Source organism: Halochromatium glycolicum (genome assembly GCF_016584085.1).
GTDB classification, from domain to species: domain Bacteria; phylum Pseudomonadota; class Gammaproteobacteria; order Chromatiales; family Chromatiaceae; genus Lamprobacter; species Lamprobacter glycolicus.
The window spans coordinates 1-25445 of record NZ_NRSJ01000058.1 but is presented as its reverse complement, the minus strand read 5'-3'; the positions used below and the strand labels follow the sequence as shown (position 1 = coordinate 25445).

Here is a 25445-nt window from a genome sequence, read left to right as displayed (position 1 = left end):
CCTCAAGCTCGAACTGGATCAGCTCCTTGCTGAGGCCCGGGCCGACGGCCTGATCGACTGACCGGTTTTGACCTTCGACAAGAAGGCGGCGCGCAGCGATCGCGTCGGCCAAGCCGCGTAAGTGTTTTAGGCCTCCTCGGTCTTCGGCTTCAGTGTGACATAACCCACTGATTCCTCATCTAGAGAGTTCACGTCTCGAGTCGGCCTGAAAGGCTACGACGCCGCGGCCGCAGCTATTTCGCAATTACTCCGGTAAAGACTCAATCAATGAATATCGCTGCGCAGGCAGGTCGACTTCTTCCGCTCACAATACGTCAACGATTCTCTGAATCCGACATTGTAAAACGCCTTGCATCCGGTTCCGTCTGGTCTTTAGTCAATGCCCTCGTCACGAAAGGTGCAGCACTCGTTCAAGCGGTCTTGCTAGCGCGAATCCTAGGGGTCTCAGGTTTCGGTGAGTGGGGGCTTATTCTCAGCACCCTATCTACCGTCGGTGTATTTGCCTCGTTCGGATTGGCTGTCACGACTACAAAACACGTAGCCGAATGGCATCGCAACCAGCGTGAGCGCCTCGGAAATCTCATCACGCTACTCCAACTTGCTGCCGTGCTGTTGGGCCTGGTTGCGTTCAGCCTCTTGGTACTGGGTGCTGGTTCCATCGCTCAGCATATGCTTGAAGCGCCGCAGCTGGAAGGCGCAATCATGATCGTCGGTGTGATCGTTCTTCTAAATGGGGTTAGTTCAGTCTATAAAGGTATACTTCAAGGTCTTGAGAGATTTCGGGATGTCACCTTGCTGGAAAGCCTGATTTCGATCGTAAGCGTTTTGTTCGTCGTTGTGCTGACCTATTCACATGGCGTAATCGGTACAACTATAGGTCTAGCGTTGGCGAGCCTATCTAGTGCGATCGCCTTCGGTGTGCTGGGTTTAAGGCAACTGCTGGCTCTCAATATACGTTTCTCGCCGAAAAAAGCATTTCGCGAATGGAAAGGAATTACCGATTTCGCTCTGCCGACAACGATGGGGAACCTGATTGTCACCCTCTCGTTTTGGATAGCAAATGTTGTATTGGCGCGGCAGCCAAACGGTTTTGAGGAAATGGGCGGGTATCAAGCGGCAAACCAATGGCGTACAATGCTCAGCTTCTTTCCTACTCAGATGCTTGCGGCATATATCCCTGTACTTTCATCTCTGCTCGTCGAAAGGCAGTCACGTATGCTGTCATTGCAGAACAAGGCGCTCGCAATGGTTGTGGTGGTTACTTTGAGCCTCACTCTGCCCGTTGTTATTCTTGCGCCATGGTTGATGTCAATCTACGGCAGCGGGTTCACCGAATTTTGGGCTGTCCTAGCGATTGTAGCCGTTATACCTGTTTTCGACATGGTGCACGTCGTTTTTCAAAAGACAGCCATTGTTCGCGGCTATGCTTGGACGCTGTTGGTATCGAATTTCGCGATCGTGTTCTGTGTGACGGTCGGGGTTTTTTGGCTGATACCCAAATTTGTGGCTATTGGCTTAGCAATAACGTTGCTCTCGGCTTACGCTGCGCGCGCTCTTGTTGAGTTTATGATATACCTCAAGCTGATGACCGCGCATAGTTTTCTGTCTTTTGCTCCAATGTCTAGCGAGCGGAAATCTTCGTAATTCTTGTAACTGCTTGGCTAGCCTTTGATTCAGCATAGAGTTCTGCTAACTCCTGAAGAGCTTGTAGAGCTTTTAGAACTAGTTGCAAAATATTGTTTTGAACGCTTGGCTGCGTCTTTACTGCTGACCTGAGGCTTCAGAAATAAATGGCGGCAAGAATCAACATCTTCGGGGACTTCGTTGCATCGGCTTCGTTGGTCACCCGGTACAAAGAGAAGGGGGTTGCGGGCCTGTTGGGTCCGCGACTTATGGAATTATGGAATTAACGAGTAAGGCTGACCTCAACATCTTCAACCTGGAATCCCCATTGGTCAAGGATGCAACCGAGGCAAAGAAGGCCGGGCCGGTTCTAGCAGGAACTTCGGACGCGATACCGCCTATGCGTGACCTTGGCTTCCAAGTCGCGACGTTGGCGAACAATCATATGATGGACTTCGGCGTCGAAGGGTTGCAGCAGACGTTGTCAGCCCTGACGGAGTCGGGCATCGCGTCGATCGGTGCTGGGCTGGCGCAGAATACAAGCCGGCACGTACTGTTTCATGATCTTGGCGGCATTCGGGTTGGACTTATCAATGCCGCCGAACAGGAATTCGGGGTTGTTGATGAGGGGCGTGATGGTGTAGTGAAAGAAGATGTTGGAAGGCTCTTTTATTGGATACGTGAAGCTAAAGCGAACGCAGATTGTGTGGTTCTGATCCTTCATGGTGGGTCCGAGTACTACCCGCTTCCGTCTCCAGGTCGAAAAGCCCAAGCGCGGCTGTATGCGGACTTTGGCGCCGACGCCGTTATCTATCACCATACTCACGTGGTGAGTGCTTACGAAGAGTACGGTGGGAAGCCGATATTCTATGGTGTGGGTAACTTTCTATTCGAACACCAAAACCGCTCGCGGGACTGGAATACGGGGATGGTCGCGTGCCTGGTGATTGATCCAGAGACGCGTTCTGTCACCGGTAACGCTGAATTCTTCAAGCTGGAAACAGAAAGTGGTGTCGAACTGTTGGAAGGGAACGAGGCGACAGAAGTCCGGGCGCGAATCGATGATCTGTCGCAGACGGTTAGCTCAGACGCCGTGCTTGCTGAGCGTTGGGCGGCGTTTTGCCGCGAGCGACACCGCGGGGTATTACGGCTGACGAATCTGATCCCGAGATGGCAAAGCGTTCTGTTGCGTTACGGCCTGTTGAAACAACCCAGCTTTCACGAGAATTCACTCCTCGGCGGGCTAAATTCACTGCGCTGCCGGTCTCATAGGGAGGTTGCGATAACGGTACTCGAGGCTGAGGCTGCTCGGCGGTTTAATGAGTTTGTGCGCTAGGTTGTTTGGTTTGGCGCTTCGCTGCACAAAGCGTCGATAGCCTGTTGGTGAGTGCTGATGTTTCTATTTTCGGTCAGCGAACTGACGCGAAGTGTCTCGCAGCCGCTGTTAAGTCGCCGGGTCGCGCAGAGGGGCTCGCAGCGGATGGTGCACTCGTCATGGGTCTGTGGTGACTTTCAGATCGAGCTCGCTTCGGTTGGTGACAGGGCGGCTGTCGTCGACGCGTCTAAACTCGCAACGAATGGCTCGCTGAGATTGACTGTTGGGACGAAGCTGCTCGGGGGGCCTGAAGGGCTGCCGGCGTCTGGTTCTTGGCTTGAGCTGGTTATCGAGAACGCAGGCGAACAGATCCGGCTCTCACGGGACCCAACCGGACTCAAGGCGGCGTATTTCGTCCGCACGCCCTGGGGCTATTTGATCAGCGACCATGTTCCTGCGCTTTTGCGGTGCGAGGAAGTTTCTCGCACGATCGATATCGAGGCATTGGCAGAGACCTGGTTTCTCGACTTCTGTGTCGCGCCCCGGACGATCTGGGCGGACATCCGCGCAGTGCCCGCGGCGCATACGGCGGTATTGCCGCTGCGCGGGGCGGCGAAGCCAACCTACGAGCAGTATTACGTGCCGGGGCGTGCTGCGGTGGGGCAACCGTTGGCCAGTGCCAACGCGCCGCAGGCATTGCGTGGGGTCATTCTGGATGAGACGGCCCGTTCGATCGACGCCTGTGCAGATCAGCCGCGCGTAAACCTGCTGAGCGGCGGCATCGATTCCTCGGTCGTCCTCGCCGCCTGCCACCTGTTGGGCGCGCCTCCCGACTATGCCCTGTGCTTCAAGGGCGAGGGCGACGCCGACGAGTCCAGCCTGGGGGCAGCGACCGCCGCTCGGCTCGGCGTGCGCTTGGAAGTGGTCGATAGCGCGGGCTCCAATATCCTTACGGATGCTGAAGCGATCGTCGAAACCTGGGCGCAGCCCTATGCCCATGGGTCCGTGCATGCGATGCAGACAATGCTGTCGACGATCGACGAAAGCGCGGCCCTATTCACTGGGGACGGTGGCGGTGAAGCGTTCGTCGGCGCGCCGCGGTCGTTGCCGCATGGCCGGTGGTTCATATGGCCGCTGACCGCAATGCTAGGCGCGGCGCCGTCTCCAGTACAGCGGGCTATGTACCGACGTTTGGCGACCTGGTCCCACCATGCCCGTGCACTCGCCTTCGGCCTGGAGCTTTGGTCCGCGATGACCGAAGCGGACAGGTTGCTCTCAACGAATCCAGTAACCCGGTGGGAGACAGCCGCAGTATTTGGGGACGATGTCGCCGCCTGGCTCAACAAGGCTTCGGTGGCGCGCACCCTCGAGGCGCTCGGGGACAAAACAGCCTATGGTGGCGAAGCGCTTTATGCGCGAAGTCTGCCTTTCTGGCGGGCGCCTGAGGGCGTCTACGCCAAGACCTGGCGGCTACTGGATGCGCGCGGGATCACAGGTATCGGACCGCTGACGGCCCCCGCCTTCTTCGACACCGTCAAGCGTATCCCGGCGCCTTCACGGGGCAACCGGAAACAGGCGCTCCGAGACGCCTTTGCGGACGTGCTACCCAAAGAGGTGTGTGAAGCCCCAAAACGAGGGCTTCGGCCGCTCAACCGTGAGCTGCTGAAGCGCCAAGCCGATGAGGGGATCGGCCGGCTGCGCGAGACCAGCAGCACGGTCTGGAACGACCTGTTCAATCAGGATGTCCTCACCGACTTCTGGCTGGCCCACCGTGATGGCCGCGTCTACCGCAGCAATCTGCTCTACAAGGCGCTGATCGTTCGTGCCTGGTGCGACCGCTGGCAGCCTCAATTGCCTGAGAACATCGTATGACCACCGTTAACGTCGCCATGCTCGGCGCGCGCAGGCACTACGCCGTCCCGCGCCTGCTGTTCGAGGCCGGCTTACTCGAGCGCTTCTTCACCGACAGCTACAGCGGCAACAAGCCCGGGCTGCGCCGTGCGGTGCAGGCGATTCCCGACAAGCTGCGGCCCGCGAACCTGGAGCGCTGGCTCGGACGCGCGGACGCCGTGCTGCCGCCGGAACGGGTGATCAGCTTCGAGAGGTTGGGCTGGTGGTACGCACGGGCGCGGCGACGGGCGCGCACGGCAGCGGCGATGCAAGCGGTGTTCGAGGAGTCGGCCCGACGCTTCAACGAGCAGATTCTCGCGCACCCGGCTTTCTCGGGCGGCGAGATCGTCTGGGGTTTCAACGGCGCGTCGCTCGATCTGTTTGCGGCCTCACGCCAACAGGGGCGGCGTTGCATCGTCGAGCAGACCATCCTGCCCAAGCGTCTGGCAACGCAACTGCTTGCTGAAGAAGCAGCGCGTTGGCCGGGCTGGGATGCACGAGCCGAGTCAGGGCCGCCGCCATCGGCACCAGTCGGCGCGCTGCGCGAGCAGCAAGAATGGGCGCTTGCTAAGCGGATCGTTGCCGGCTCGGCGTTCGTGCGCGATGGCCTGATACAGCTGGGCGTGGCCGAGGACAAGATTCGGGTGGTGCCCTATGGCGTGGATACCGTGCGCTTCCGGGCCGTGGAGACCGCGGCGGAGGAACCGCCAGCGGGGGCGCGGCGTGGGCCGCTGCGGGTCCTGTTCGCCGGGCAGGTCGGATTGCGCAAGGGCGTGCCGGACCTGCTCCAGGCGCTGCGGCGGCTGCCCGCCAATGCCATCGAGTGCCGGCTCGCGGGACCGATCGGCCTGGCGGCGGACAAGCTACGCGATCGGCCTGCCTCCGCGCAGTTGCTTGGGCCCGTTCCGCGCTCGCGGATGGCGGAGCTGTTTCGTTGGGCCGAGGTCTTCGTGCTGCCGTCCATCGTCGAGGGCTCGGCAATGGTCACCTATGAGGCGCTGATGTCCGGCGTCCCGGTGATCGCGACACCCAACGCCGGCGCGCCGGTGCGTGATGAGATCGATGGAACCCTGGTGCCGATCCGCGACCCCCAGGCTCTGGCCGACGCGTTGCAGCGGTATCTCGACGATGCGCGTGAGCTGCGTGCGCACCAAGCCGCCGCGCTGAATGATCGGGAACGGCTGGGGCTCGATGCCTATCGCGCGAACCTGGTTGACGTGGTGGGGACGTTGGCGAGCCGATGAGCGGACTATTGTTGGGTGTTTTGGTCACTGAATGCCTGCTCATCCTCTGGTGGGGGATGCGCGAGCGTTCGCGGATGATCCAGTACCCCTTTCTGGTGGCGGCGGTTTACCTGGGTTGGATGCTGCCCCAGCTGCTGGGCCTGCTGCATGACCCCTATCTGCCTGAGGGGGCATTGGCGAAGACGATCTTCATGGCGATCCTCTGCCTCGGCGCCCTGTACTGGGGCTATACGACCCATCCGCGGCCGGCACGGCTGTTCTGGTGGCGATTCGATGAGCAGCGGCTCTTGATCGGCAGTCTCCTGCTGTCCTTGCTCGGGGCCTTCTTCTTCTTCCAGGTCAGCCGTCTCGCTGCGGAGGTGACGGCGGCAACCGGCGGCCAGTGGATCGGTCCAATCACCATCTATGTCTTCTTCTCCCGCCTGCTGACCATCGGGATGGTCATCGCGATCATCTTGCACATGATTCGGCCGCGGTGGCAAACGCTGCTGATCATAGGTTTCGATCTGCTGTTCTACCTGGACCGGATCATCATCAAGGGCCGGCGTGCGGCGATGGTCGAGCTGGCCCTAATCGCGTTGATGGCGCTGTGGTTCCATCGTCGGTGGCTTCCACCACGCTGGGCTGTCATCGCCGGGCTCGTCGGTGGGGCGCTGCTCATCAATAGCATCGGGGACTATCGGGCCACCATGCTCGGGGAAGACCGCAAGACCTGGAGTGGCGCTGGCTTGGAAGACATCATGGAGATCGATTATGTCGGTAATCTCGAGAGCCTTGTGCGAGGGGAGGCTCTGATTACCGATTTGAAGAATGCCGCGATGAATATCGAGGCGGTTGACCAGCTTCTTGTCTTCGATTACTGGCTAACCCTCTGGAATCAGCTCGTTAATTCATTCGTTCCCGGGCAGTGGGTTGGCTATGATTTGAAGCGCTCGCTAATGCTAGATTTTAATAATACTGCCAGGGATTATTTCGGTTACTTGCCACACACTGGCAGCACGTACACCGGACTTTCCGACGCGTTTCAGTCTTTTTGGTATTTTGGTGCTATCAAGTTCTTTCTCGCCGGCTTGATCATGAGCAGGTGGTACCAAGCCGGGTTCCATGGAAATATTGTCGCACAGATGATCTTGATGCTCATCATTAGTGATTCGTTGCATTTGATCACCCACAGCACCCAACCATTCTACATGGGATTCATCGAAATCGCTGTGTTTTTACTGCCTGTGTTGTTGTTGGCCCGTGTTGAAAAGAGTCGGGTCATTCATCCGGCACGAAGCCTGTATGCGGTTGCGCGGTAGAACTCGCGTAAGCGCCAATCGGAATAATTTTGAAGGTGCAAATACTCAACGTCATTCAGTGCACTAACCTCGGCGGCATGGAGCAGTCGAACCTGTTGGCTTGCAAGGGGCTCTTGGCTAGGGGGCACGGTATAGAGACCGTCTCACTGACACCGGTCGGCAAGATCGCCCCCCTGATGCGGGAAGCGGGGATTCCAACAACCGGAATACGTTACCGCGGACGTGGTGGCTGGCGCAGTATTCCGGAGATGGTGCAACAGTTTCAGCGTTGCCAAGCAGATGCGGTCATCATGTGCGGCCACAATTTGGCTGCGACGCTTGCTTTGGCGCGGAATCCGGCGAAACGGAAGGTTCTCGCGATCCACCATTATCACTTCGAGAAGGCTGACGACGGCAGATGGCGATGGGACGCCGTTTATCGCTTTGCGGAGCGAGTCTTCGATCACATTACCTTCTCTTCCGACTTCATCAGAGATGAGGCGCTGACTATTAGGCCGCAGCTCGAACGTCGGTCATCGGTGCTGCCCAATCCATTCGTTGTTCCCGAACGACCCTCTGTTACCGAGCGACTGTCAGCGAAGAGGCATCTAGGGCTCTCAGGCTCGGAGTTGGTTGTCGGCAATGCCGGTTGGCTGACTGCGCGGAAACGGTTCGATGTTTTCTTGCAAGTGGCCGCGCGTGTATCCATGGCGCATCGGGATGCGCACTTCGTCATCGCCGGCAACGGACCGAACCGGGAGAACTTGAAAGCACTTGCGGAGTCGTTAGGGATCGCTGGCAACACGCGGTTTCTGGACTGGCAGACTGATCTCAGCGATTTTTATCGTGCGGTCGATGTCCTGCTCTTCAATAGTGACTTTGATGCCCTGGGGCGCACGGCGGCAGAAGCGGCGGCTTACGGGGTTCCGGTGGTGGCATCGGTGGTACGAGGCGGGCTGCGAGAACTATTTCGTGAGGGCGATGGGGCCGTGGTCCTGTGCGAACATGATATCGAAGTGCTCGCCGGTGCTGTGTTGGCCCTTCTTGAAAATGACGACTTGCGCCGAGCCAGAGGTACGGAGGTGCGAGAGCGAGTCGCGACCTATGGTGATATCGCGGGCCATGTGATGAGGGTCGAGCAATTACTCGGGGCCTGAAGAGAGCATGAGGAGCTTTGGTAATACGATGAACAGGGATCTACCTAGCGCGCTTGCATGGCGCTTTGGCGTTTGTGAGCTCGCGCGTCCAGTTTTGCGCGGACTTCCAGCGGGCCGCGTGCGGATCGCGGGATGGCTCGGAGCCGGTCAGAACAGTGCTGGCTGGGAGCAGCATCCCCATCCAATCAAGGTCTTTCGGGACCACCGTATCGGTGCTTGGGTGCAGGCCGATCTCCGCGATTGGGGTGGCCGATGGCATTATTTTGCCGGCATCTATTACGACCAAACGCTGTCCTGGATTATGCGGCAGTGTTTGAAGCCGGGCGATCGATTCGTTGACGTCGGCGCCAACTACGGTATGCATACGCTCACGGCCTCGAGGCTGGTCGGGGAAAAGGGTCGGGTGTTCGCTGTAGAACCGTCGCCAGCGGCATTGAGGCGGTTGAAACTCCATTTGGAATTGAATGCGGTCACCAATGTGGTGGTCGCTGAATCCGCGGTCGGTGCGTCGGCCGGTGAAGCGCGTTTGAGCGTCGACAGCACGCATCTGGGCACCGCAACGCTGCGCGACCACTCCGGGTTTGGCGATGCGGTTATCGTACCTGTCGGCCGTTTGGACGATGTTGTGCCGGTGCCAGCAGGCGGCCCGTTTGCGCTCGTCAAGATTGATGTCGAGGGGTTAGAACTGAATGTGGTAAAGGGCGCCGCGGGCTGGCTAGCACGCCACAACACCGTATTCGTCGTCGAAGTGACCCCGGATTGGATTCGAGGGCTCGGTGAGGACCCGGGGGAATTGATGACGCTGTTTGCGAATGCGGGTTTTCGCGGCTTCGCGATCGAGCGGAACCGGCGCTATGGGGCCAAGCCGCGATTGACCCCGGTGACCACGCTAGAAGGCGCGCAAGCGGATTATCTGTTCGTGCGTGAATCCGAAATGCGGCAATTCAATTGGATTTAGGGGTTCACGACCATGGCAGGGAGCAAGACTCATGTGTGTTGGTTGCTGATCAACGCATCCTATTATCATATTGCCCGGTGGTCCGCCTTTTCAAAGGATGCCGCGTTTCGGACAACACTCGTTGAGTTGGCCAACCGTGATGCCGGATTTGGCGCGCTGCAAACAAAGCAATACGATGGTGTCGAGCATCGCACGCTGTTTCCCGGTCAGAGTTGGCGAGCGGTTTCAGGGGCGCAGCGCCGCCGAGCGATCCATCGCGAACTAGATGCTTTGAATCCAGACGTTGTCTGTCTCAATGGCTGGTCGATAGGTGGTGCTGTCGCGGGGTTGGAATGGTGTCGCAGGCGGGGGCGGCATGCGATCGTGTTTTCCGATAGCAACGCATTCGATTATAAGCGGAATGTGATCGGGGAAACACTGAAGCGGCGTTTACTTGCGCTCGTCGATGGCGGCGTCGCGGCGGGGTCAACAGCGCGTGAGTACCTGATTGCATTGGGCTTCCCGGGTGAGCGCGTTTCGGTCGGATACGATGTCGTGGACAATGCGCATTTTGCGCAGGGCGTCCGCGATTCGGCCTTGGCGTCAGCACCGTCAAGATTCTTTCTCGCGACCGCGCGCTTCGAGCCGAAGAAGAATCATCTGCGATTGCTAGAGGCATTCGCCAACTATCGTCGGCGTGCAGGCGATTCGGCCTGGTCGCTCGTCATCCTCGGTGACGGGGTCTTGCGGGCGCAGATGGAAGCGCGGATCGCGGCGCTCGGACTGGAGCGGGCCGTATCGCTGCCGGGCTTCGCCGACTATAGGGGGTTGCCGGATTGGTATGCGCGGGCGGGCTGTTTCGTGCACCCCAGTACGACCGAGCAATGGGGTCTGGTGGTGAACGAGGCGATGGCGGCTGGGTTACCGGTTCTGGTGTCAGCTCGATGTGGCTGTGCGGCGGACCTGGTCCATCCCGGAGAAAATGGCGACACCTTCGATCCCTACGACCCGAGCGCGCTGGCAGAACGGATGCTGAGGCTCGCGCATGGAGACACGGATCTCAGCGCGATGGGCCGCGCAAGCCGGCGCATCATTGCGGACTGGGGGCCGCAGCGTTTCGCCGCTGGGACACGTGAGGCCGTATCCGCGGCTCTGGCTTCGGCCCCGCGGCGGGCTAGCCCCTTGGACTTCATGCTGTTACGGGCGTTGGCCGGGCGATGAAGGTCGGTTTTCTTACGGCATCGCTTTCGCGCCGGGGAGGCGGGCTCCTCAACGCCGTATCGGGCTTGGCTCAGGGGTTGTTCACCGGCGCTGCTTCGGTCTCGGTGTTCGGCGGACGGGATGCCCACAGTGCAGCGGACCAACTCCATTGGACGGGTCTGGACGTCAATGCACTCGAGCCAGCTGGGCCTGAGTTCTTCGGTTATCTGCCGCTGTTGAACGGAATGCTCAGGCGGGCCGAGCTCGATGTGCTGCACACCCATGGCTTATGGATGTACCCGTCAGTTGCCGCGCGCCGCTGGTCCCGCTCGAGCGGCCGGCCCTATCTGGTCTCGCCGCACGGCATGCTCGACCCTTGGGCGGTGCGCAATGCCCGCTGGAAGAAACGCTTGGCGGGCTGGGCCTATGAGCACGCCCATCTTCGCGGGGCGGCCTGCCTGCACGCGCTGTGCGCTGCCGAGGCCGAGGCGATTCGCGCCTACGGGCTGCGCAATCCGGTCTGTGTGATCCCCAATGGCGTCGATCTGCCAGACCGAGTCGCGGATGAAGAACCGCCCGCTTGGGCATCGGCGATTCCAGGCGGTGCGCAAGTCCTGCTCTACCTGGGTCGGCTGCATCCGAAGAAGGGTCTCCCGGTGCTGCTCGACGGCTGGCAGCTCGCGCGAGCTGAGGCGCAGTCCGGTGGCTGGCACCTGGTGATCGCGGGCTGGGACCAGGGCGGCCATCAGGCCGAGTTGGCGGCCCAGATCGAGCGTGCCGGGCTCCAGGCTCAGGTGCATCTCGTTGGGCCGCAGTTCGGCGCGCAGAAGGCGGCCAGTCTCGAGCGCGCTGATGCGTTCGTGCTGCCGTCGTTCAGCGAAGGGCTGCCGATGACCGTGCTCGAGGCCTGGGCGCATCGCCTGCCGGTGCTGATGACACCGGCCTGCAACCTGGCAGAGGGCTTCGCGGCCGGCGCCGCCCTGGAGATGGCGCCCGAGCCCGACTCCATCGCGGCGGCGCTGAGAAGGGGCTTTGCGATGTCCGATGCGGAGCGCGCCGCAATGGGCGAGCAGGGGCGCCGCTTGGTCGCCGATCGTTTCAGTTGGCCGCGGGTGGCCGAGCAGTTGCTCGCGGTCTATCGCTGGGTGCTCGGGCAGGGGCCGCAGCCGGATTCGGTGAGATTGGATTGATGTGCGGAGGACACTGAAGATGATGTCGTCTGATGGGGCGCCAGAACACCGGAACGCCGAAAACGCTCAAGGCCGGACCAGCGAGGATACCGGCGGGCAGCAGGTGCTCGCAGCCGCATTCCCCGAGATCGGTGCTGGGGGCTTCACGTCCCGCGACGGGACCATCGAGTTCCTGAGCCGCGTGCAGGCGCTGTTGCAGCCGTCGATGCGGGTGCTGGAGTTCGGTGCCGGGCGCGGGGCAGGGCTGCAGGATGATGCGGTGGCCTTCCGTCGCGCGCTGCGCAACCTCCAAGGCAAGGTGGCAAGCGTGGTGGCCTGCGACGTCGATGAAGCGGTGCTGGAACATCCCGCGGCAGATGAGACCCGGGTGATCCAGCCGGATGCGCCGCTGCCGTTCCCTGACGCTGCGTTCGATCTGATCCTCGCCGATTTCGTATTCGAGCACATCCAGGATGCAGCCCTGGTATCGGGCGAACTGGCGCGGGTGCTCAAGCCGGGTGGCTGGCTATGCGCACGCACGCCGAACAAGTACGGACCGGTCTCGCTGGTCACGCGGCTGATCGACAATTCGCGCCATTCCCGGCTGCTGCGTTGGGCGCAGCCAGAGCGCAAGGAGATCGACGTCTTTCCAACCGCGTTCCGGCTCAACAGCCTGCGCGATCTGCGCCGCTGGTTTCCGGCCGAGCGTTTCGAGCACTTCACCTACCGCTATGAGCCCGAGCCGGGCTATTACTTCAACAACCGCGTGGTGCTGCGGCTGATGCTGTTCCTGAGCTGGCTGCTGCCGCCGGTGATGAAGACGAATCTGTTCGTGTTCCTGCAGAAGCGGTGAGCCGGAAGAAGAAGACGAAAGACGGGGCGGGGGTTGGGGGTGGTGTCGGAGCGGACCGCCTTGACGTCGCCGCTTGCCGCCAGGCGCGGCCGTATCCTGTGCGTGAATACCTTGGGCGCGTGCTCTGGTCGCTCGCGAATCCGTTGTTCCGTTTCAGCCCACGGCCCTTGTTCGCTTGGCGGAGGCTATTGTTGCGTTCATTCGGCGCACGTATTGGGCGCGATGCCCATGTGTATCCGAGCGCGCGCATCTATCTGCCCTGGATGCTGACGCTGGGCGAGCAAGCCAGCATTGGCGAATGGGCGCTGATCTATAACCTCGGGCCGGTGACGATTGGTGACCGGGCGACCGTTTCGCACCGGGCGCATCTGTGTGCAGGGACCCACGACTACCGTGACCGGACACTGCCTTTGCTGCGGCTGCCGATCGAGATCGGTGCGCAGGCCTGGGTGTGTGCTGACGCCTTTGTTGGGCCTGGCCGCAGAGTGGGCGAGGGCGCCATCGTTGGGGCGGCCGCTGTGGTGGTGTCCGACGTCCCTGATTGGCAAATCGTTGCTGGGAATCCGGCGCAGATCATCAAGCAGCGGATGCTGCGTTGATTGCCATCGCCTGGAAGCCATGAGACTGACTGTCATCATCCTCATCTTCAACGAAGAACGTCATCTCGCGCGTTGCATCGCCAGCGTAGAAGGTCTTTCCACGGAGATCGTGGTCGCCGACTGCTTCTCCACCGATGCGGCTTCGGCGATCATTTCCTGCAGGGGTTTTGGTACCGCTTTCTGGTAGATGCCAAGGTGGCGGAGGTGAAGCGGACGATGGCCGACTCCGGGTGCGATGTGGTGGCGGCCATTCGGCGGGTGTTGGAGATCGATGTGGCCCGGGGGCGGGGCGAGCGCCGCCAGCGCTGATGAGGCCTTCGAGCGCACGAGGTGAGGTTGGCCGTTGAGCAGGGTGCCTTCGCCGCCAGTCCTGGTGAGGCCTTCGAGCGCACGAGGTGAAGGTTGGCCGCTGAGCAGGGTGCCTTCGCCGCCAGTCCTGGTGAGGCCTTCGAGCGCATGAGGTGAAGGTTGGCCGCTTAGCAAGGTGCCTTCAGTGGTCCGATGGCGATGCCTGGCTCTTAGTGGGGCGCTGGTCCCGCTGGGGCTCTGGACGAAGTTCTATGCCGGCCCGGCTAGCGCTTGGGTTGCTGGCTCACTCGGCGGCGTGCTCTATGTGGCGTTCTGGATTCTGCTGGCGATGGCCTTTGCACCGGCGCGTTGGTTGCTGCGGGTGTCGCTGACGGTGCTGAGCCTGACCTGCCTACTCGAGTTTCTCCAGCTCTGGCATCCGCCTTGGTTGGAGGCGATACGGGGCAGCTTTCTGGGGCATGCGCTGCTGGGCAGTACGTTCACCTGGCTGGATTTTCCGCACTACGCGCTGGGTGCCTTGGCGGGGGCGGCGTTGGCTTCCGCGGTCATTCCGGCCGCTTACCCTTCGTCATTCCGGGCCTCTGACACTCCGTCATTCCGGCGCCCTTACCCTCCGTCATTCCGGCCGGGAAGCCGGAATCCAGCGCAGGGAAAGCAACCTTGCAGCAGGCACTGAGCGGCAGGCACTGAGCGGCAGGCACTGAGCGGCAGGCACTGAGCAGCAGGCACTGAGCAGCAGGCCCCAAAGCGTAGCAGGAACCGAAGCGCAATAGCCCACCGCCCGCTCACCCTCCCTGGCCTGGGTCCCGGCTTCCCGGCCGGGACGACGGTGGCGGCTGGTCCTGTGTGCAGGGACCCACGACTACCGCGATCCGACACTGCCTTTGCTGCGGCTGCCGATCGAGATCGGCGCGCAGGCCTGGGTGTGTGCTGACGCCTTTGTTGGGCCTGCTCGCAGAGTGGGCGAGGGCGCCTTTGTTGGGTCTGCTCGCAGAGTGGGCGAGGGTGCCATCGTTGGGGCCGCCGCTGTGGTGGTGTCCGACGTCCCTGATTGGCAAATCGTTGCTGGGAATCCGGCCCAGCTCATCAAGCAGCGGGTGCTGCGTTATCCAGAAGAGGAGCAGCGTTGATGAGAGAGCCTGCCATCAGCGGTTATCGCTACGGTCACGCCGGTCTGAATCATTCACACGGCGTCTTGCTGCCGGCCGTGCTCGATTTGATCACGGAACTGGAGCGCTTTGACACCCTCGGCGGACACCGGAGACGACGCCTCTTTGAGCTCGGCTGCGGCAATGGCAGCGTCGCGCATGCACTCACCGAGCGCGGCTGGGACGTGACCGGGGTTGATCCATCCGCCGAAGGGATCGCACAGGCGCAGCCGGCCTATCCGCACTTGAACCTTCAGCTTGGCTCCGCTTACGACGATCTGGCCGCGCAGTACGGACGTTTTCCGGTCGTGCTGAGCCTGGAGGTCGTCGGGCACGTCGACGCGCCGCGAGATTATGCGCGGACGGTCTTCGATCTGTTGGAAAACGGGGGCGTGGCCCTCCTCTCGACCCCGTATCACGGCTACTGGAAGAACCTGGCGCTTGCGCTCACCGGGAAGATGGACGCGCATTTCACCGCGCTCTGGGATCACGGGCACATCAAGTTCTGGTCGATGAAGACGTTGGCTGAGCTGTTGCGCGAGGCTGGGTTCATCAATGTGCATTTCGAACGCGCGGGGGGCATGCCGGCCCTGGCGAAGTCGATGATTGCCATCGCCTGGAAGCCATGAGACTGACTGTCATCATCCTCACGTTCAACGAAGAACGTCATCTCGCGCGCTGCATCGCCAGCGTAGAAGGTCTTGCTACGGAGATCGTGGTCGCCGACTGCTTCTCCACCGATGCAACCCTGGCGATTGCCCGCAGCCATGGGGCGCGGGTGATCCAGCATGCCTGGGTCAATCATGCCACGCAGTTCAACTGGGGCTTGACCCAGCTCGATGCCGAGACCGATTGGGTGCTGCGCCTGGATGCGGACGAGTATTTGACCCCAGCGCTGGTCGCCGAGATCCAGGCGCGGTTACCGCACATCGGCCCCGAGACCGATGGCCTCTACTGTGGCCGGCGCATGACCTTTCAGGGGCGGCTGATCCGCCACGGCGGTGTGTTTCCGGTGCAGGTGCTGCGGCTGTTCCGCTATGGGCGCGGGCAGTGTGAGAACCGCTGGATGGATGAGCACATCAAGGTGGCGGGGCCGACGCAGCAGCTGCAGGGCGAGCTCATCGACGACAACCTGCAATCGTTGACCTGGTGGACGGCCAAGCACAACAGTTATGCCAGTCGCGAGGCGGTGGACCTGCTGAACCTGGAGTACGGCTTCATGCCGCACGACACCGTGGCCAGCCTGCGCGATGGCCAGCAGGCGGGGCTGAAGCGCTGGCTCAAGGAGCGGGTCTACGCCCGGCTGCCGGGCGGCCTGCGCGCCTTCGCGTACTTCTTCTATCGCTACGTGATCCGCCTCGGGTTCCTCGACGGCGCCGAGGGCACGGCCTTCCATGTGCTGCAGGGTTTCTGGTACCGCTATCTGGTCGACGCCAAGGTGCGCGAGGTGCGCCGGTATATGGGTTCGCACCCGTGCGGGGTGGTTGAGGCGATTGAGCAGGTGTTGGAGATTCGTGTGGCAGAGCAGATGCCGGCGACTGTCGAAAACGAGCAGCGTTATAGGCTTTAGACCTTGATCAAATCACTCCGTTTTGTTGTCCGCCATCGGTTAAATCGCAGCCGCCTGGTAGCTGCACTGGCGCGCTGGTTGCGCTGGCAGATCGGGAGTCGGCTGCTGCCGGGGCCGGTGCTGGTGCCGTTTGTGAACGGGGTCGGGCTGCTGGCGCGCCCAGGAATGGTGGGCGCGACCGGCAATGTCTGCTGCGGTCTACCTGAGCTAGATGACCTGCGCCAACGCCAGCCAGAGATCACCCTCGCACGCGAGCAGTTGAGCTGGGCGCCGCAGGTGGCGCTGCGCGAGGGGCTGTGGCCGAGGATTGCGTAGTTTGAGGGGTTGCTGTCCGCTTCCGCTGGATAATCCGGCTAATCCTCCCTTCGGCATCGCGGTCACGCCCTCCGTGATTCCGGCCTTTACTCCTCCGTCATTCCGGTTCTTACTCCTCCGTCATTCCGGTCCTTACTCCTCCGTCATTCCGGCCGGGAAGCCGGAATCCAGCGCAGGGAAAGCAACCTTGCGGCAGAAACCAAAGCTCAGCAGGCTATCGCCCGCCCACCCTCCGTGGCCTGGGTCCCGGCTTCCCGGCCGGGACGACGTCTCCTGTATCCGGCCGGCATCTGGCTGCGTGAATCCAATGCGAGCCAACTGCAGAGTGCGCTAGCATGCGCGCTGCAGAGCGCGAAGTGGGTTGCCGCTTGCCGCTAGACTCAGATCATGACCACCGACCCCCCAAGCGACCCCCTCGAGCCCGGCGATGAGCGCCTGCGCCAATGGCATCGGTTGTTCGGCATCGCGCTGATGGAGGTCTTCGAAGGGGCCCCGTGGCGGGTCGAGCTCGAGCAAGAGCTCGCGCTGCGCAGCCAATTGCTCGATGTCGCTATCATTGAGGCCACCGGAGAAGGCGCCGTGCGCGCCTCGGGCGTCGATTGCCCCCTCGCATCAGGCCGCGAAGGGCATCCTGAACCGCCTGCAGCACAACGCCCGCTGGAACTGCCCGACGGGCTCGAGAACCTGCGCCCGCACAACCTGCTGACCTACAAATCCCAGCACGAAGCGCTGACCGCCTGGACGCTTGATGAGCTGATCGGCCACTACGTCAACTACCGCAAGCTCCGGCTCAACCCCGACGGCCAACGCCACCGGCCAGACGCCTTTGGCCTCTATGCCGTCGCCACCCGCTTTCCCAAGGCACTGCAGCGCGAGCACCCACTGACCCCAACCGCCTGGGAAGGCGTTTATGAGCTCCCCTGGGGCGGACAGCCGGTGCGCCTGATCGTCCTGAACGCCATCGCCAAGCATGCGCGCAATGCCCCCTGGGAACTCTTTGCCAGCGAGCAAGATCGCATCCGCCAAGGGCTGATCCACTACCGCGCTCGCCATCCGCATCCAAGCCAGGGTGGACACCAGGGTGGATACTGGGAACTGCTCGAACGCCTGCACCTCATTTACCAACGAGAGAACCTTGACATGGCCTACACGATGGAAGACTTTCTCCGCGAGACTCATGAGCTGGTGCTCGCCAACATGACTCTAGAAGAGCGCCTCAAGGGGCTTGCTGCAGACGAAGTGCTTCAGCGCTACGATCCCGAGGAACGCCTCAAGGGGCTCGAACCTGAAGAGCGTCTCAAGGGGCTTGATCCTGCCACCATCGAAGCCTGGTTAGCCAAGCAGCGCGGGGAGCATTAGAGGCCCTGGCGCGGCAACCTTGCGGCAGGCACTGAGCAGCAGGCCCCAAAGCGCAGCAGGAACCGAAGCGCAATAGCCCACCGCCCGCTCACCCTCCCTGGCCTGGGTCCCGGCTTCCCGGCCGGGACGACGGTGGCGGCTGGTCCTGCCCTGACGGCTGGTCCTGCCCTGACGGCTGGTCCTGCCCTGACGGCGGACCTGCCCTTCGTCGTTCCGGTCCCCTTTCCCTCCGTCATTCCGGCCGGGAAGCCGGAATCCAGCGCAGGGAAAGCAACCTCGCGGCAGGCACTGAGCGGCAGGCACTGAGCGGCAGGCACTGAGCGGCAGGCACTGAGCGGCAGGTCGCGCGCTGCATCGCCAGCGTACAAGATCTAGCCACGGAGCTCGTGGTCGCCGACTGCTTCTCCACCGATGCGACTCCAGCGATGCGACCCTGGCGATTGCCCTCAGCCATGGGGCGCGGGTGATCCAGCATGCCTGGGTCAATTATGCGACGCAGTTCAACTGGGCCTTGACCCAGCTCGATGCCGAGACCGATTGGGTGCTGCGTCTGGATGCGGACGAGTATTTGACCCCAGCGCTGGTCGCCGAGATCCAGGCGCGGTTACCGCACATCGGTCCCGAGACCGATGGCCTCTACTGTGGCCGGCGCATGACCTTGCCAGCGCCAGCCGGATATTGCGCTGGCGCGCCGGCCCCCACGCCGGCCCCGGGCTGTCCCGCCCCACCGCTTCAGCCGACGATCCCCAAGGGGTGCAACGCCCCGCCCAGCCGCGCCGACGCCCCGTCGGTCCCCAGCGCGGAGCGCCTCAGTCCGTGCGGCAGTCTGAGGCACCTGATTCGCCACCGGCGCCGACCGATCCGCGGCCCGCACACACACATCGACGCATCCGCTATCAGGATGTGGTCGACGATAAGAAACTGTCCATCAACTTCTTACCGTTTTGCGGGCCAGCGTTGGGTGATCACCGGGAAGTAGAAAATGGACAGCCACTAAGGAACGCATCGACGCTGAGCGGAGCAAGGCGCTCGATGTTCTGACAGAGCAGGCCCAGGAGCAAAAAACAGCGTTGACTTGCTTGCCCCAGTCGCGGGTGAGGGGTCTTTCGGAAGCCCACGCGGACTGTGATTCGCAGCCGCAGGCTCAGTTGAGCGTCACGAGCAGCAGCGGGCAACATCGGCTGATGGCGCTGAAATCCCGGTCCTTGGTAAGCACAGGCAACCGGTCCCGAAGCGAGAGTTGGGTGATGAGGCAGTCGCTGGTCGAGCGGATGGTGACCCCATTGGTCCGGCCGAGGCGCTCTCCCGCGGGCGCGGTGTCGATGCGGTGATCGTAACCGCGGCGACCCAGAGCTAGAAGCGGGCCATCCCGCTGCCGGAGGACCGACGGCGAAGCCGCCAACCATGCCGCGCGAAGCGCCGCATTGACGCCCCAGCCACATATCCTTACTCTAAGGTAAGATTCTGATTTAAAGGTAAGGAGCTGCTCGACATGACGACCGCAACCCTCACGACCAAGGGCCAAATCACGATTCCCAAGCACATCCGCGACCGGCTTATGCTGCATGCTGGAGACAAGCTTGACTTCACCCTGACCGAAACCGGAGACGTCCTGCTCAAGCCGGTGACGCGCCGCGTGGATGAAGTCTTTGGTCGGCTTGCCAGGCGCGGGCAACCGGTCCTGACACCGGCAGACATGGATGCCGCGATCCAGCGGCGGATGGCAAAAGACGCCCCATGAAAGCGCTCGACACCAACGTACTGGTGCGCTTTCTCGTCAATGATGATCCCAAACAGGCGGGCCAAGTACGGCAGCTCTTCGCGGCCGCCGAGCAGCAGAATGCCGTCTTTTTCGTGCCGCTCCTCGTCTTGCTGGAAACGATCTGGGTATTGGAGTCGGCCTACCAGGTACCGCGCAGCGACCTGATCGACGCCCTCAGTGATCTGCTGCTCTTGCCGATCCTCAAGTTCGAGCAGCGCGAAGCCTTGCAGGCGATGTTGGCGATGGCCCAGACCAACCACATGGACTTACCTGATCTATTGATTGGCCAGAGCGCGTTGCGGAGTGGTTGTGAGCGCATTTTGACCTTCGACAAGAAGGCCGCGCGCAGCGATGCTTTTGAGTTGCTGGTCATCTCGTAGCGCGGGTGAGGGGTCAAGTGGCGGCGGTCTGGGAGGGGGTTCTAGGCGAGCTTGCTTCAGCAACGGTCAACAGGCTCTACAGACTGGAACAACCGAGGTTGCGGATGTCCCCGTGCTGTTTCTCCGCACTGGCCCTGAGGCCTTCCGGGTGCTCACGGGAAGAAGGCCGGGCGGGTGAGGGTAGAGTAGAGAGCAGGCAACCCGCGCCCTTAGACTCGGCCGATCTGTTTCCGCCCCTTTCGTCTGGCGGTGCCTCACTCGCCGAATCATAGCCACAAGAGGCCAGCCCTCCCTCATCAAACCGTGCACCCCTGTGTACGCTTCGCAGCCGGGGTCGCCCCCCGCACCACGCCACACTCGGTTCCGGTGGATGGCGAATCCTTTCCGGTTCGGGACTTGCACCCGGCGGGTCACAGAAAGAGGTTTCCGCTGCTCACTTCATGTTCGCACTCTTCCCCCTCTTCCAGGCTTTGCCTGTCGCAAGCTAAAATAAGACTCATGCTGAGTCGGTATTTTGGAGGGAGTGATGTCTCTGACGTTCGAGACGCGAGTCGCCGCTGCCGCGATCGCGCAGAGCCCGAAGTTGATGCGGCAGGAGTTTACCCGGGTGTTGCAGGTCTCCGCGAAGGCGGCGGATGGGAAGCGGCATCGGCTGGCCTTTCGGGAGGTGTTGTACTTCAAGCTCAAAGGCGCGCTTGAGTCAGGAGGGGTACAGATGCATCCCGAGGACAGGCGTGCCTTGTACCAGGTGTTGGTGGACAAGCCGACCGAGGTGGGTGCTTGGCGGCGAAAGGGGCTCAGGCTGGAACGCACGGGCGAGGTTCCGGTAACCATGGATTTGACCAAGATTGCACGCGCGACACATGCGACCTTGCGGGCTTATCAACGCGGTGCCGGCCTGGTCGAGCGCCGTGCGGATCTGTGCTCAGGCGAACTAGTGTTCCGTGGAACGCGGGTGCCGGTGGCGCAGGTCGTGGAGCAATTCCGCGCCGGTGTGCCGGTGGCAGAAATCGCCGAGGACTATCCGCAGCTCAGCGCACAAGCGCTGGATTATGCCGAGCTCAGCGCACGCATCGGCAAGGCTCCAGGGCGGCCGGCGAAGCCCTTGCAGATCCAGAGGTCCGCGGTTGAAGCTGCTGATCGATAAAAATCTGTCGCCGCAGCTGGCGGCCTGGGCGAACGAGCAGGGATTGGAAGCTAGCGCGGCGATCTACGTGGGGCTGCAGGGCAAGCCTGACATTCAACTCTGGCGTCATGCCTATGCATAGAGCCAGATCGTCGTGACGGTGAATGTTGGTGATTTCCTCTGCCTTGCGGGAACGGTTGAGCTTCATCCTGGGGTGATCGCCTTGCGCGAAGCTGGCCTAGATCGGAGAACCCAGTGGAATCGATTGCAGGAAGCCATTGAATTTGTCCACTGCGAATGCGCTGGCGATCTGACGAACAAAGTGCTGGAAGTGAAGAGCGCCGGGGATCTGGTGTTGCATGCCATTCCTGAGTAGCTTTTACGGGGTCCACCTCAACCCTCTCCGCGAGTGATCTGCAAGCAGTCATTGCCTTTGCAGCGGCCTCAGCGGAAGGAGATCTGCCGATACCGCCGATGCCGAAAGTTGCGTGAAGATCAAGCTTGACGAGAATATTCCAACCGCTGTTGTATCGCACCTCTCGGCGCTAGGCCACGATGTCGATTCAGTGATGGATGAAGGCTTGGACGGCCACCCCGATCCGGATGTTTGGGCGGGCGCGCAAGCGGCAGGCCGCTTCCTGGTTACGCACGATCTGGATTTTTCTGATATTCGGCAATTTTTGCCCGGAACCCACGCGAGTTTGCTGCTCGTCCGATTGAAGAATCCAGCGTTCGTGCGTGCTCGATCAGTTCGGCGATCGATCACGCGGGTTTGCTGCTCGTCCGATTGAAGAATCGAGGCCGACGAGCCGTCGCCGACCGGATATTGTCCCGACTTATGTGATCCGGACACCAAGAAGCCGCCAGATACTGGAAATAAGTGGCTCCTCCATCTGGATTAGTCCCGGCGGAACAATACAGTCGTTATTTGCCGTTCATCCTGTGCACCGTTGGGCCGGTTGTTTCGTCATCGCGACCGAGGTCAAGGTTCGGGCGCAGTGCCCTTGACGATGCATCGACTGCTGCGCCACTGGCACACGCTGCGCCATCTGCGCCCGGTACAGTTCTATGGCCGCCTCTGGTTTCGGCTCTACCGCCCACGACTTGCGCGGCCTGACCGAAGCTCAGCAGGTTGCTGCTCGCTCACCCTCCGTGGCCTGGGTCCCGGCTTCCCGGCCGGGACGACGGTGACGGCTGGTCCTGCCCTGACGGCGGACCTGCCCTGACGGCTGGTCCTGCCCTGACGACGGACCTGCCCTCCGTCATTCCGGCCGGGAAGCCGGAATCCAGCGCAGGGAAAGCAACCTCGCGGCAGAAACCAAAGCTCAGCAGGCTATCGCCCGCCCACCCTCCGTGGCCTGGGTCCCGGCTTCCCGGCCGGGACGACGTCTCCTGTATCCGGCCGGCATCTGGCTGCGTGAATCCAATGCGAACCGACTGCAGATTGCGCTAATGCAGACTGTGCTACTGCATTGCGCTAGCATGCGCGCTGCAGAGCGCGAAGTGGGTTGCCGCTTGCCGCTAGACTCAGATCATGACCACCGACCCCCAAGCGACCCCATCGAGCCCCGCGATGAGCGCCTGCGCCAATGGCATCGGCTGTTCGGCATCGCGCTGATGGAGGTCTTCGAAGGGGCCCCGTGGCGGGTCGAGCTCGAGCAAGCGCTCGCGCTGCGCAGCCAATTGCTCGATGTCGCTATCATTGAGGCCACCGGGGAAGGCGCCGTGCGCGCCTCGGGCGTCGATTGCCCCCTCGCATCAGGCCGCGAAGGGCATCCTGAACCGCCTGCAGCACAATGCCCGCTGGAACTGCCCGACGGGCTCGAGAACCTGCGCCCGCACAACCTGCTGACCTACAAATCCCAGCACGAAGCGCTGACCGCCTGGACCCTGGACGAGCTGATCGGCCACTACGTCAACTACCGCAAGCTCCGGCTCAACCCCGACGGCCAACGCCACCGGCAAGACGCCTTTGGCCTCTACGCGGTCGCCACCCGCTTTCCCAAGGCACTGCAGCGCGAGCACCCACTGACGCCAACCGCCTGGGAAGGCGTTTATGAGCTGCCTTGGGGTGGTCACCAAGTGCGCCTGATCGTCCTGAACGCCATTGCCAAGCATGCGCGCAACGCGCCCTGGGAACTCTTTGCCAGCGAGCAAGATCGCATCCGCCAAGGGCTGATCCACTACCGCGCTCGCCATCCGCATCCAAGCCAGGGTGGACACCAGGGTGGACACTGGGAACTGCTCGAACGCCTGCACCTCATTTACCAACGAGAGAACCTTGACATGGCCTACACGATGGAAGACTTCCTCCGCGAGACCCATGAGCTGGTGCTCGCCAACATGACTCTAGAAGAGCGCCTCAAGGGGCTTGCTGCAGACGAAGTGCTTCAGCGCTATGACCCCGAGGAACGCCTCAAGGGGCTCGAACCTAAAGAGCGCCTCAAGGGGCTTGAACCTGAAGAGCGCCTCAAGGGGCTTGATCCTGCCACCATCGAAGCCTGGTTAGCCAAGCAGCGCGGGGAGCATTAGAGGCCCTGGCGCGGCAACCTTGCAGTAGGCACGGAGCTTCAGCAGTCAACTATCCACTCACCCTCGTCTGATAAGACCTGCGTGCATGGCGCGATCAACGGGCTTGGGCCTGCTTGGGATCACGTGAAGCGGGTGAAGGCCAAGCGGGTGAAGGCCAAGCGGGTGAAGGCCAAGCGGGTGAAGGCCAAGCGGGTGAAGGCCAAGCGGGTGAAGGCCAAGCGGGTGAAGGCCAAGCGGGTGAAGGCCAAGCGGGTCCAGACCTCGACCGGCGAGGTCTATGTCGACCCGAGCATTCACCCGCAGACCGAGGACGACTGGGCAACGTCAACCCCATCGGCCCGCGCTCCTGCGACGACGAGGGCAAGCGTTGCGCCGAGACGCTCTTCTTTGACTATCGACGCCAGCATGGCCTGCGCATCAAGGTGGCGCGCATCTTCAACACCTACGGCCCGCGTATGCATCCCAACGACGGGCGCGTGGTGTCGAACTTCATCGTCCAGGCGCTGCGCAACGCGCCCATTACGCTCTATGGCGATGGTACCCAGACACGCTCGTTCTGCTATGTGGATGATCTGATCGAAGGCTTTGTGCGGCTGATGGAGAGCCCGGATGAGTTGGCGGGGCCGATCAACCTAGGCAACCCCGGCGAGTTCAGCATGATCGAGCTGGCCGAGGCGGTGAAGGAGCTGACGGGCTCGCGCTCTGAGCTGGTACATAACCCCTTGCCGCAGGATGATCCGCGCCAGCGCCAGCCGGATATTGCCCTGGCCCGAGAGCAGTTGAGCTGGGCGCCGCAGGTGGCGCTGCGCGAGGGGTTGCGGCCGACAATTGCGTATTTTGATGCGTTGCTGTCTGCTTCCGCCGGATAATCCGGCCAAGCTCTCCGTCATTCCGGCCGGGACGACGGGACAGGATGGAATGCCGGCCCGTTCCCCTCCGTCATTCCGGTCGGGAGGAGGGGGCAGGATGGAATGCCGGCCCGTTTCCCTCCGTCATTCCGGTCGGGAAACCGGAATCTAGCGCAGGGAAAGCAACCTTGCGGCAGGCACTGAGCAGCAGGCATTGAGCAGCCGGAACCGAAGCGCAATAGCCCACCGCCCGCTCACCCTCCCTGGCCTGGGTCCCGGCTTCCCGGCCGGGACGACGGTGGCGGCTGGTCCTGTGTGCAGGGACCCACGACTACCGCGATCCGACACTGCCTTTGCTGCGGCTGCCGATCGAGATCGGCGCGCAGGCCTGGGTGTGTGCTGACGCCTTTGTTGGGCCTGGCCGCAGAGTGGGCGAGGGCGCCTTTGTTGGGTCTGCTCGCAGAGTGGGCGAGGGTGCCATCGTTGGGGCCGCCGCTGTGGTGGTGTCCGACGTCCCTGATTGGCAAATCGTTGCTGGGAATCCGGCCCAGCTCATCAAGCAGCGGGTGCTGCGTTATCCAGAAGAGGAGCAGCGTTGATGAGAGAGCCTGCCATCAGCGGTTATCGCTACGGTCACGCCGGTCTGAATCATTCACACGGCGTCTTGCTGCCGGCCGTGCTCGATTTGATCACGGAACTGGAGCGCTTTGACACCCTCGGCGGACACCGGAGACGACGCCTCTTTGAGCTCGGCTGCGGCAATGGCAGCGTCGCGCATGCACTCACCGAGCGCGGCTGGGACGTGACCGGGGTTGATCCATCCGCCGAA

At 62.0% G+C, this 25445-nt stretch carries 27 protein-coding genes and 1 pseudogene; 27 read left to right on the top strand and 1 reads right to left on the bottom strand.

Annotation, left to right across the window (positions count from 1 at the left end; all coding sequences use genetic code 11):
• Window positions 1–267 precede the first annotated feature (267 nt).
• The 25 genes from CKO40_RS21245 (at window position 268) to CKO40_RS21125 (ending at window position 23768) form a co-directional block, all read left to right on the top strand.
• Window positions 268–1644 carry an oligosaccharide flippase family protein gene (locus CKO40_RS21245; protein ID WP_200348456.1) on the top strand — a complete coding sequence of 459 codons (1377 nt, stop codon included), beginning with the start codon at window positions 268–270 and terminating at the stop codon, window positions 1642–1644.
• Between the two features lie 256 nt (window positions 1645–1900).
• Window positions 1901–2959 (top strand): CapA family protein, encoded by a 1059-nt coding sequence (locus tag CKO40_RS21240; RefSeq protein WP_200348455.1) that lies wholly within the window; start codon window positions 1901–1903, stop codon window positions 2957–2959.
• Between the two features lie 483 nt (window positions 2960–3442).
• On the top strand, window positions 3443–4810 hold the full coding sequence (locus CKO40_RS21235; protein WP_200348454.1) for an asparagine synthase-related protein: 1368 nt from the start codon (window positions 3443–3445) through the stop codon (window positions 4808–4810).
• Window positions 4807–6072 carry a glycosyltransferase family 4 protein gene (locus tag CKO40_RS21230; protein WP_200348453.1) on the top strand — a complete coding sequence of 422 codons (1266 nt, stop codon included), beginning with the start codon at window positions 4807–4809 and terminating at the stop codon, window positions 6070–6072. Before CKO40_RS21235 ends, CKO40_RS21230 begins: the two co-directional genes overlap by 4 nt.
• Complete coding sequence (locus CKO40_RS21225) at window positions 6069–7373, top strand: hypothetical protein (RefSeq protein WP_200348452.1); 1305 nt, start codon at window positions 6069–6071, stop codon at window positions 7371–7373. The genes CKO40_RS21230 and CKO40_RS21225 overlap by 4 nt, the downstream gene beginning before the upstream one ends.
• A gap of 35 nt (window positions 7374–7408) precedes the next feature.
• A complete protein-coding gene (locus tag CKO40_RS21220) occupies window positions 7409–8509 on the top strand; it encodes a glycosyltransferase (RefSeq protein ID WP_200348451.1) in 1101 nt (366 codons plus the stop codon).
• A 28-nt stretch (window positions 8510–8537) separates the two neighbouring features.
• Window positions 8538–9467 carry an FkbM family methyltransferase gene (locus CKO40_RS21215; protein ID WP_200348450.1) on the top strand — a complete coding sequence of 310 codons (930 nt, stop codon included), beginning with the start codon at window positions 8538–8540 and terminating at the stop codon, window positions 9465–9467.
• 402 nt (window positions 9468–9869) lie between these two features.
• Window positions 9870–10667, top strand: coding sequence for a glycosyltransferase (locus CKO40_RS21210; protein ID WP_200348449.1), 798 nt, complete (start codon window positions 9870–9872; stop codon window positions 10665–10667).
• Complete coding sequence (locus CKO40_RS21205) at window positions 10664–11836, top strand: glycosyltransferase (protein ID WP_276570844.1); 1173 nt, start codon at window positions 10664–10666, stop codon at window positions 11834–11836. The genes CKO40_RS21210 and CKO40_RS21205 overlap by 4 nt, the downstream gene beginning before the upstream one ends.
• Before the next feature lie 19 nt (window positions 11837–11855).
• Window positions 11856–12668 carry a class I SAM-dependent methyltransferase gene (locus CKO40_RS21200; RefSeq protein ID WP_242477228.1) on the top strand — a complete coding sequence of 271 codons (813 nt, stop codon included), beginning with the start codon at window positions 11856–11858 and terminating at the stop codon, window positions 12666–12668.
• A gap of 191 nt (window positions 12669–12859) precedes the next feature.
• On the top strand, window positions 12860–13267 hold the full coding sequence (locus CKO40_RS21195; protein WP_207173787.1) for an LbetaH domain-containing protein: 408 nt from the start codon (window positions 12860–12862) through the stop codon (window positions 13265–13267).
• 19 nt (window positions 13268–13286) lie between these two features.
• Window positions 13287–13454 carry a glycosyltransferase gene (locus CKO40_RS21190; RefSeq protein ID WP_200348446.1) on the top strand — a complete coding sequence of 56 codons (168 nt, stop codon included), beginning with the start codon at window positions 13287–13289 and terminating at the stop codon, window positions 13452–13454.
• Between the two features lie 297 nt (window positions 13455–13751).
• Window positions 13752–14252, top strand: coding sequence for a ribosomal maturation YjgA family protein (locus CKO40_RS25500; protein ID WP_420827404.1), 501 nt, complete (start codon window positions 13752–13754; stop codon window positions 14250–14252).
• Between the two features lie 453 nt (window positions 14253–14705).
• On the top strand, window positions 14706–15353 hold the full coding sequence (locus tag CKO40_RS21180) for a class I SAM-dependent methyltransferase (RefSeq protein WP_200348444.1): 648 nt from the start codon (window positions 14706–14708) through the stop codon (window positions 15351–15353).
• Window positions 15350–16294 carry a glycosyltransferase family 2 protein gene (locus CKO40_RS21175; RefSeq protein WP_200348443.1) on the top strand — a complete coding sequence of 315 codons (945 nt, stop codon included), beginning with the start codon at window positions 15350–15352 and terminating at the stop codon, window positions 16292–16294. Before CKO40_RS21180 ends, CKO40_RS21175 begins: the two co-directional genes overlap by 4 nt.
• Window positions 16295–16372: 78 nt before the next feature.
• Window positions 16373–16609, top strand: coding sequence for a hypothetical protein (locus tag CKO40_RS21170; protein ID WP_200348442.1), 237 nt, complete (start codon window positions 16373–16375; stop codon window positions 16607–16609).
• A 387-nt stretch (window positions 16610–16996) separates the two neighbouring features.
• A complete protein-coding gene (locus CKO40_RS21165) occupies window positions 16997–17968 on the top strand; it encodes a hypothetical protein (RefSeq protein ID WP_200348441.1) in 972 nt (323 codons plus the stop codon).
• A 463-nt stretch (window positions 17969–18431) separates the two neighbouring features.
• Window positions 18432–18947, top strand: a complete 516-nt coding sequence (locus CKO40_RS21160) for a glycosyltransferase family protein (protein WP_242477227.1) — start codon at window positions 18432–18434, stop codon at window positions 18945–18947.
• 513 nt (window positions 18948–19460) lie between these two features.
• Entirely contained in the window at window positions 19461–19709 is a 249-nt protein-coding gene (locus tag CKO40_RS21155) for an AbrB/MazE/SpoVT family DNA-binding domain-containing protein (RefSeq protein ID WP_200348440.1), read from the top strand.
• A complete protein-coding gene (locus CKO40_RS21150) occupies window positions 19706–20110 on the top strand; it encodes a PIN domain-containing protein (protein WP_200348439.1) in 405 nt (134 codons plus the stop codon). The genes CKO40_RS21155 and CKO40_RS21150 overlap by 4 nt, the downstream gene beginning before the upstream one ends.
• A 523-nt stretch (window positions 20111–20633) precedes the next feature.
• A complete protein-coding gene (locus tag CKO40_RS21145; protein WP_338074238.1) occupies window positions 20634–21257 on the top strand; it encodes a DUF433 domain-containing protein in 624 nt (207 codons plus the stop codon).
• Entirely contained in the window at window positions 21238–21378 is a 141-nt protein-coding gene (locus CKO40_RS21140) for a DUF5615 family PIN-like protein (protein ID WP_200348437.1), read from the top strand. The genes CKO40_RS21145 and CKO40_RS21140 overlap by 20 nt, the downstream gene beginning before the upstream one ends.
• Window positions 21379–21390: 12 nt before the next feature.
• Window positions 21391–21612, top strand: coding sequence for a hypothetical protein (locus tag CKO40_RS21135; RefSeq protein ID WP_200348436.1), 222 nt, complete (start codon window positions 21391–21393; stop codon window positions 21610–21612).
• A 112-nt stretch (window positions 21613–21724) separates the two neighbouring features.
• Window positions 21725–22027: a DUF5615 family PIN-like protein gene (locus tag CKO40_RS21130; RefSeq protein ID WP_200348435.1), complete on the top strand. Its 303-nt coding sequence runs from the start codon at window positions 21725–21727 to the stop codon at window positions 22025–22027.
• Between the two features lie 826 nt (window positions 22028–22853).
• Window positions 22854–23768 carry a hypothetical protein gene (locus CKO40_RS21125; RefSeq protein ID WP_200348457.1) on the top strand — a complete coding sequence of 305 codons (915 nt, stop codon included), beginning with the start codon at window positions 22854–22856 and terminating at the stop codon, window positions 23766–23768.
• Window positions 23769–23887: 119 nt separating this feature from the next.
• On the opposite strand, the gene CKO40_RS25005 is transcribed toward CKO40_RS21125, so the two are convergent.
• Entirely contained in the window at window positions 23888–24016 is a 129-nt protein-coding gene (locus tag CKO40_RS25005; protein ID WP_276570845.1) for a hypothetical protein, read from the bottom strand.
• Between CKO40_RS25005 and CKO40_RS21120 the strand changes: the two are divergent.
• Both CKO40_RS21120 and CKO40_RS21115 read left to right on the top strand, forming a co-directional pair.
• Window positions 23997–24637 (top strand): annotated as a pseudogene (locus CKO40_RS21120) (NAD-dependent epimerase/dehydratase family protein); the annotation flags it as partial. The gene CKO40_RS25005 and the pseudogene CKO40_RS21120 sit on opposite strands and share 20 nt — an antisense overlap.
• A gap of 577 nt (window positions 24638–25214) precedes the next feature.
• Window positions 25215–25445 (top strand): class I SAM-dependent methyltransferase (locus CKO40_RS21115; RefSeq protein WP_200348434.1); only part of this gene is annotated, 231 nt, incomplete at its 3' end.

What these genes read in the sequence shown, in the direction of transcription:
- CKO40_RS21245 (WP_200348456.1), top strand. Translation starts at nt 268, where the DNA reads ATGAATATCGCTGCGCAGGCAGGTCGACTTCTTCCGCTCACAATACGT.
- CKO40_RS21240 (WP_200348455.1), top strand. Translation starts at nt 1,901, where the DNA reads ATGGAATTAACGAGTAAGGCTGACCTCAACATCTTCAACCTGGAATCC.
- CKO40_RS21230 (WP_200348453.1), top strand. Translation starts at nt 4,807, where the DNA reads ATGACCACCGTTAACGTCGCCATGCTCGGCGCGCGCAGGCACTACGCC.
- CKO40_RS21225 (WP_200348452.1), top strand. Translation starts at nt 6,069, where the DNA reads ATGAGCGGACTATTGTTGGGTGTTTTGGTCACTGAATGCCTGCTCATC.
- CKO40_RS21215 (WP_200348450.1), top strand. Translation starts at nt 8,538, where the DNA reads ATGAACAGGGATCTACCTAGCGCGCTTGCATGGCGCTTTGGCGTTTGT.
- CKO40_RS21205 (WP_276570844.1), top strand. Translation starts at nt 10,664, where the DNA reads ATGAAGGTCGGTTTTCTTACGGCATCGCTTTCGCGCCGGGGAGGCGGG.
- CKO40_RS21200 (WP_242477228.1), top strand. Translation starts at nt 11,856, where the DNA reads ATGATGTCGTCTGATGGGGCGCCAGAACACCGGAACGCCGAAAACGCT.
- CKO40_RS21190 (WP_200348446.1), top strand. Translation starts at nt 13,287, where the DNA reads ATGAGACTGACTGTCATCATCCTCATCTTCAACGAAGAACGTCATCTC.
- CKO40_RS21180 (WP_200348444.1), top strand. Translation starts at nt 14,706, where the DNA reads ATGAGAGAGCCTGCCATCAGCGGTTATCGCTACGGTCACGCCGGTCTG.
- CKO40_RS21175 (WP_200348443.1), top strand. Translation starts at nt 15,350, where the DNA reads ATGAGACTGACTGTCATCATCCTCACGTTCAACGAAGAACGTCATCTC.
- CKO40_RS21165 (WP_200348441.1), top strand. Translation starts at nt 16,997, where the DNA reads ATGACCACCGACCCCCCAAGCGACCCCCTCGAGCCCGGCGATGAGCGC.
- CKO40_RS21155 (WP_200348440.1), top strand. Translation starts at nt 19,461, where the DNA reads ATGACGACCGCAACCCTCACGACCAAGGGCCAAATCACGATTCCCAAG.
- CKO40_RS21150 (WP_200348439.1), top strand. Translation starts at nt 19,706, where the DNA reads ATGAAAGCGCTCGACACCAACGTACTGGTGCGCTTTCTCGTCAATGAT.
- CKO40_RS21125 (WP_200348457.1), top strand. Translation starts at nt 22,854, where the DNA reads ATGGAGGTCTTCGAAGGGGCCCCGTGGCGGGTCGAGCTCGAGCAAGCG.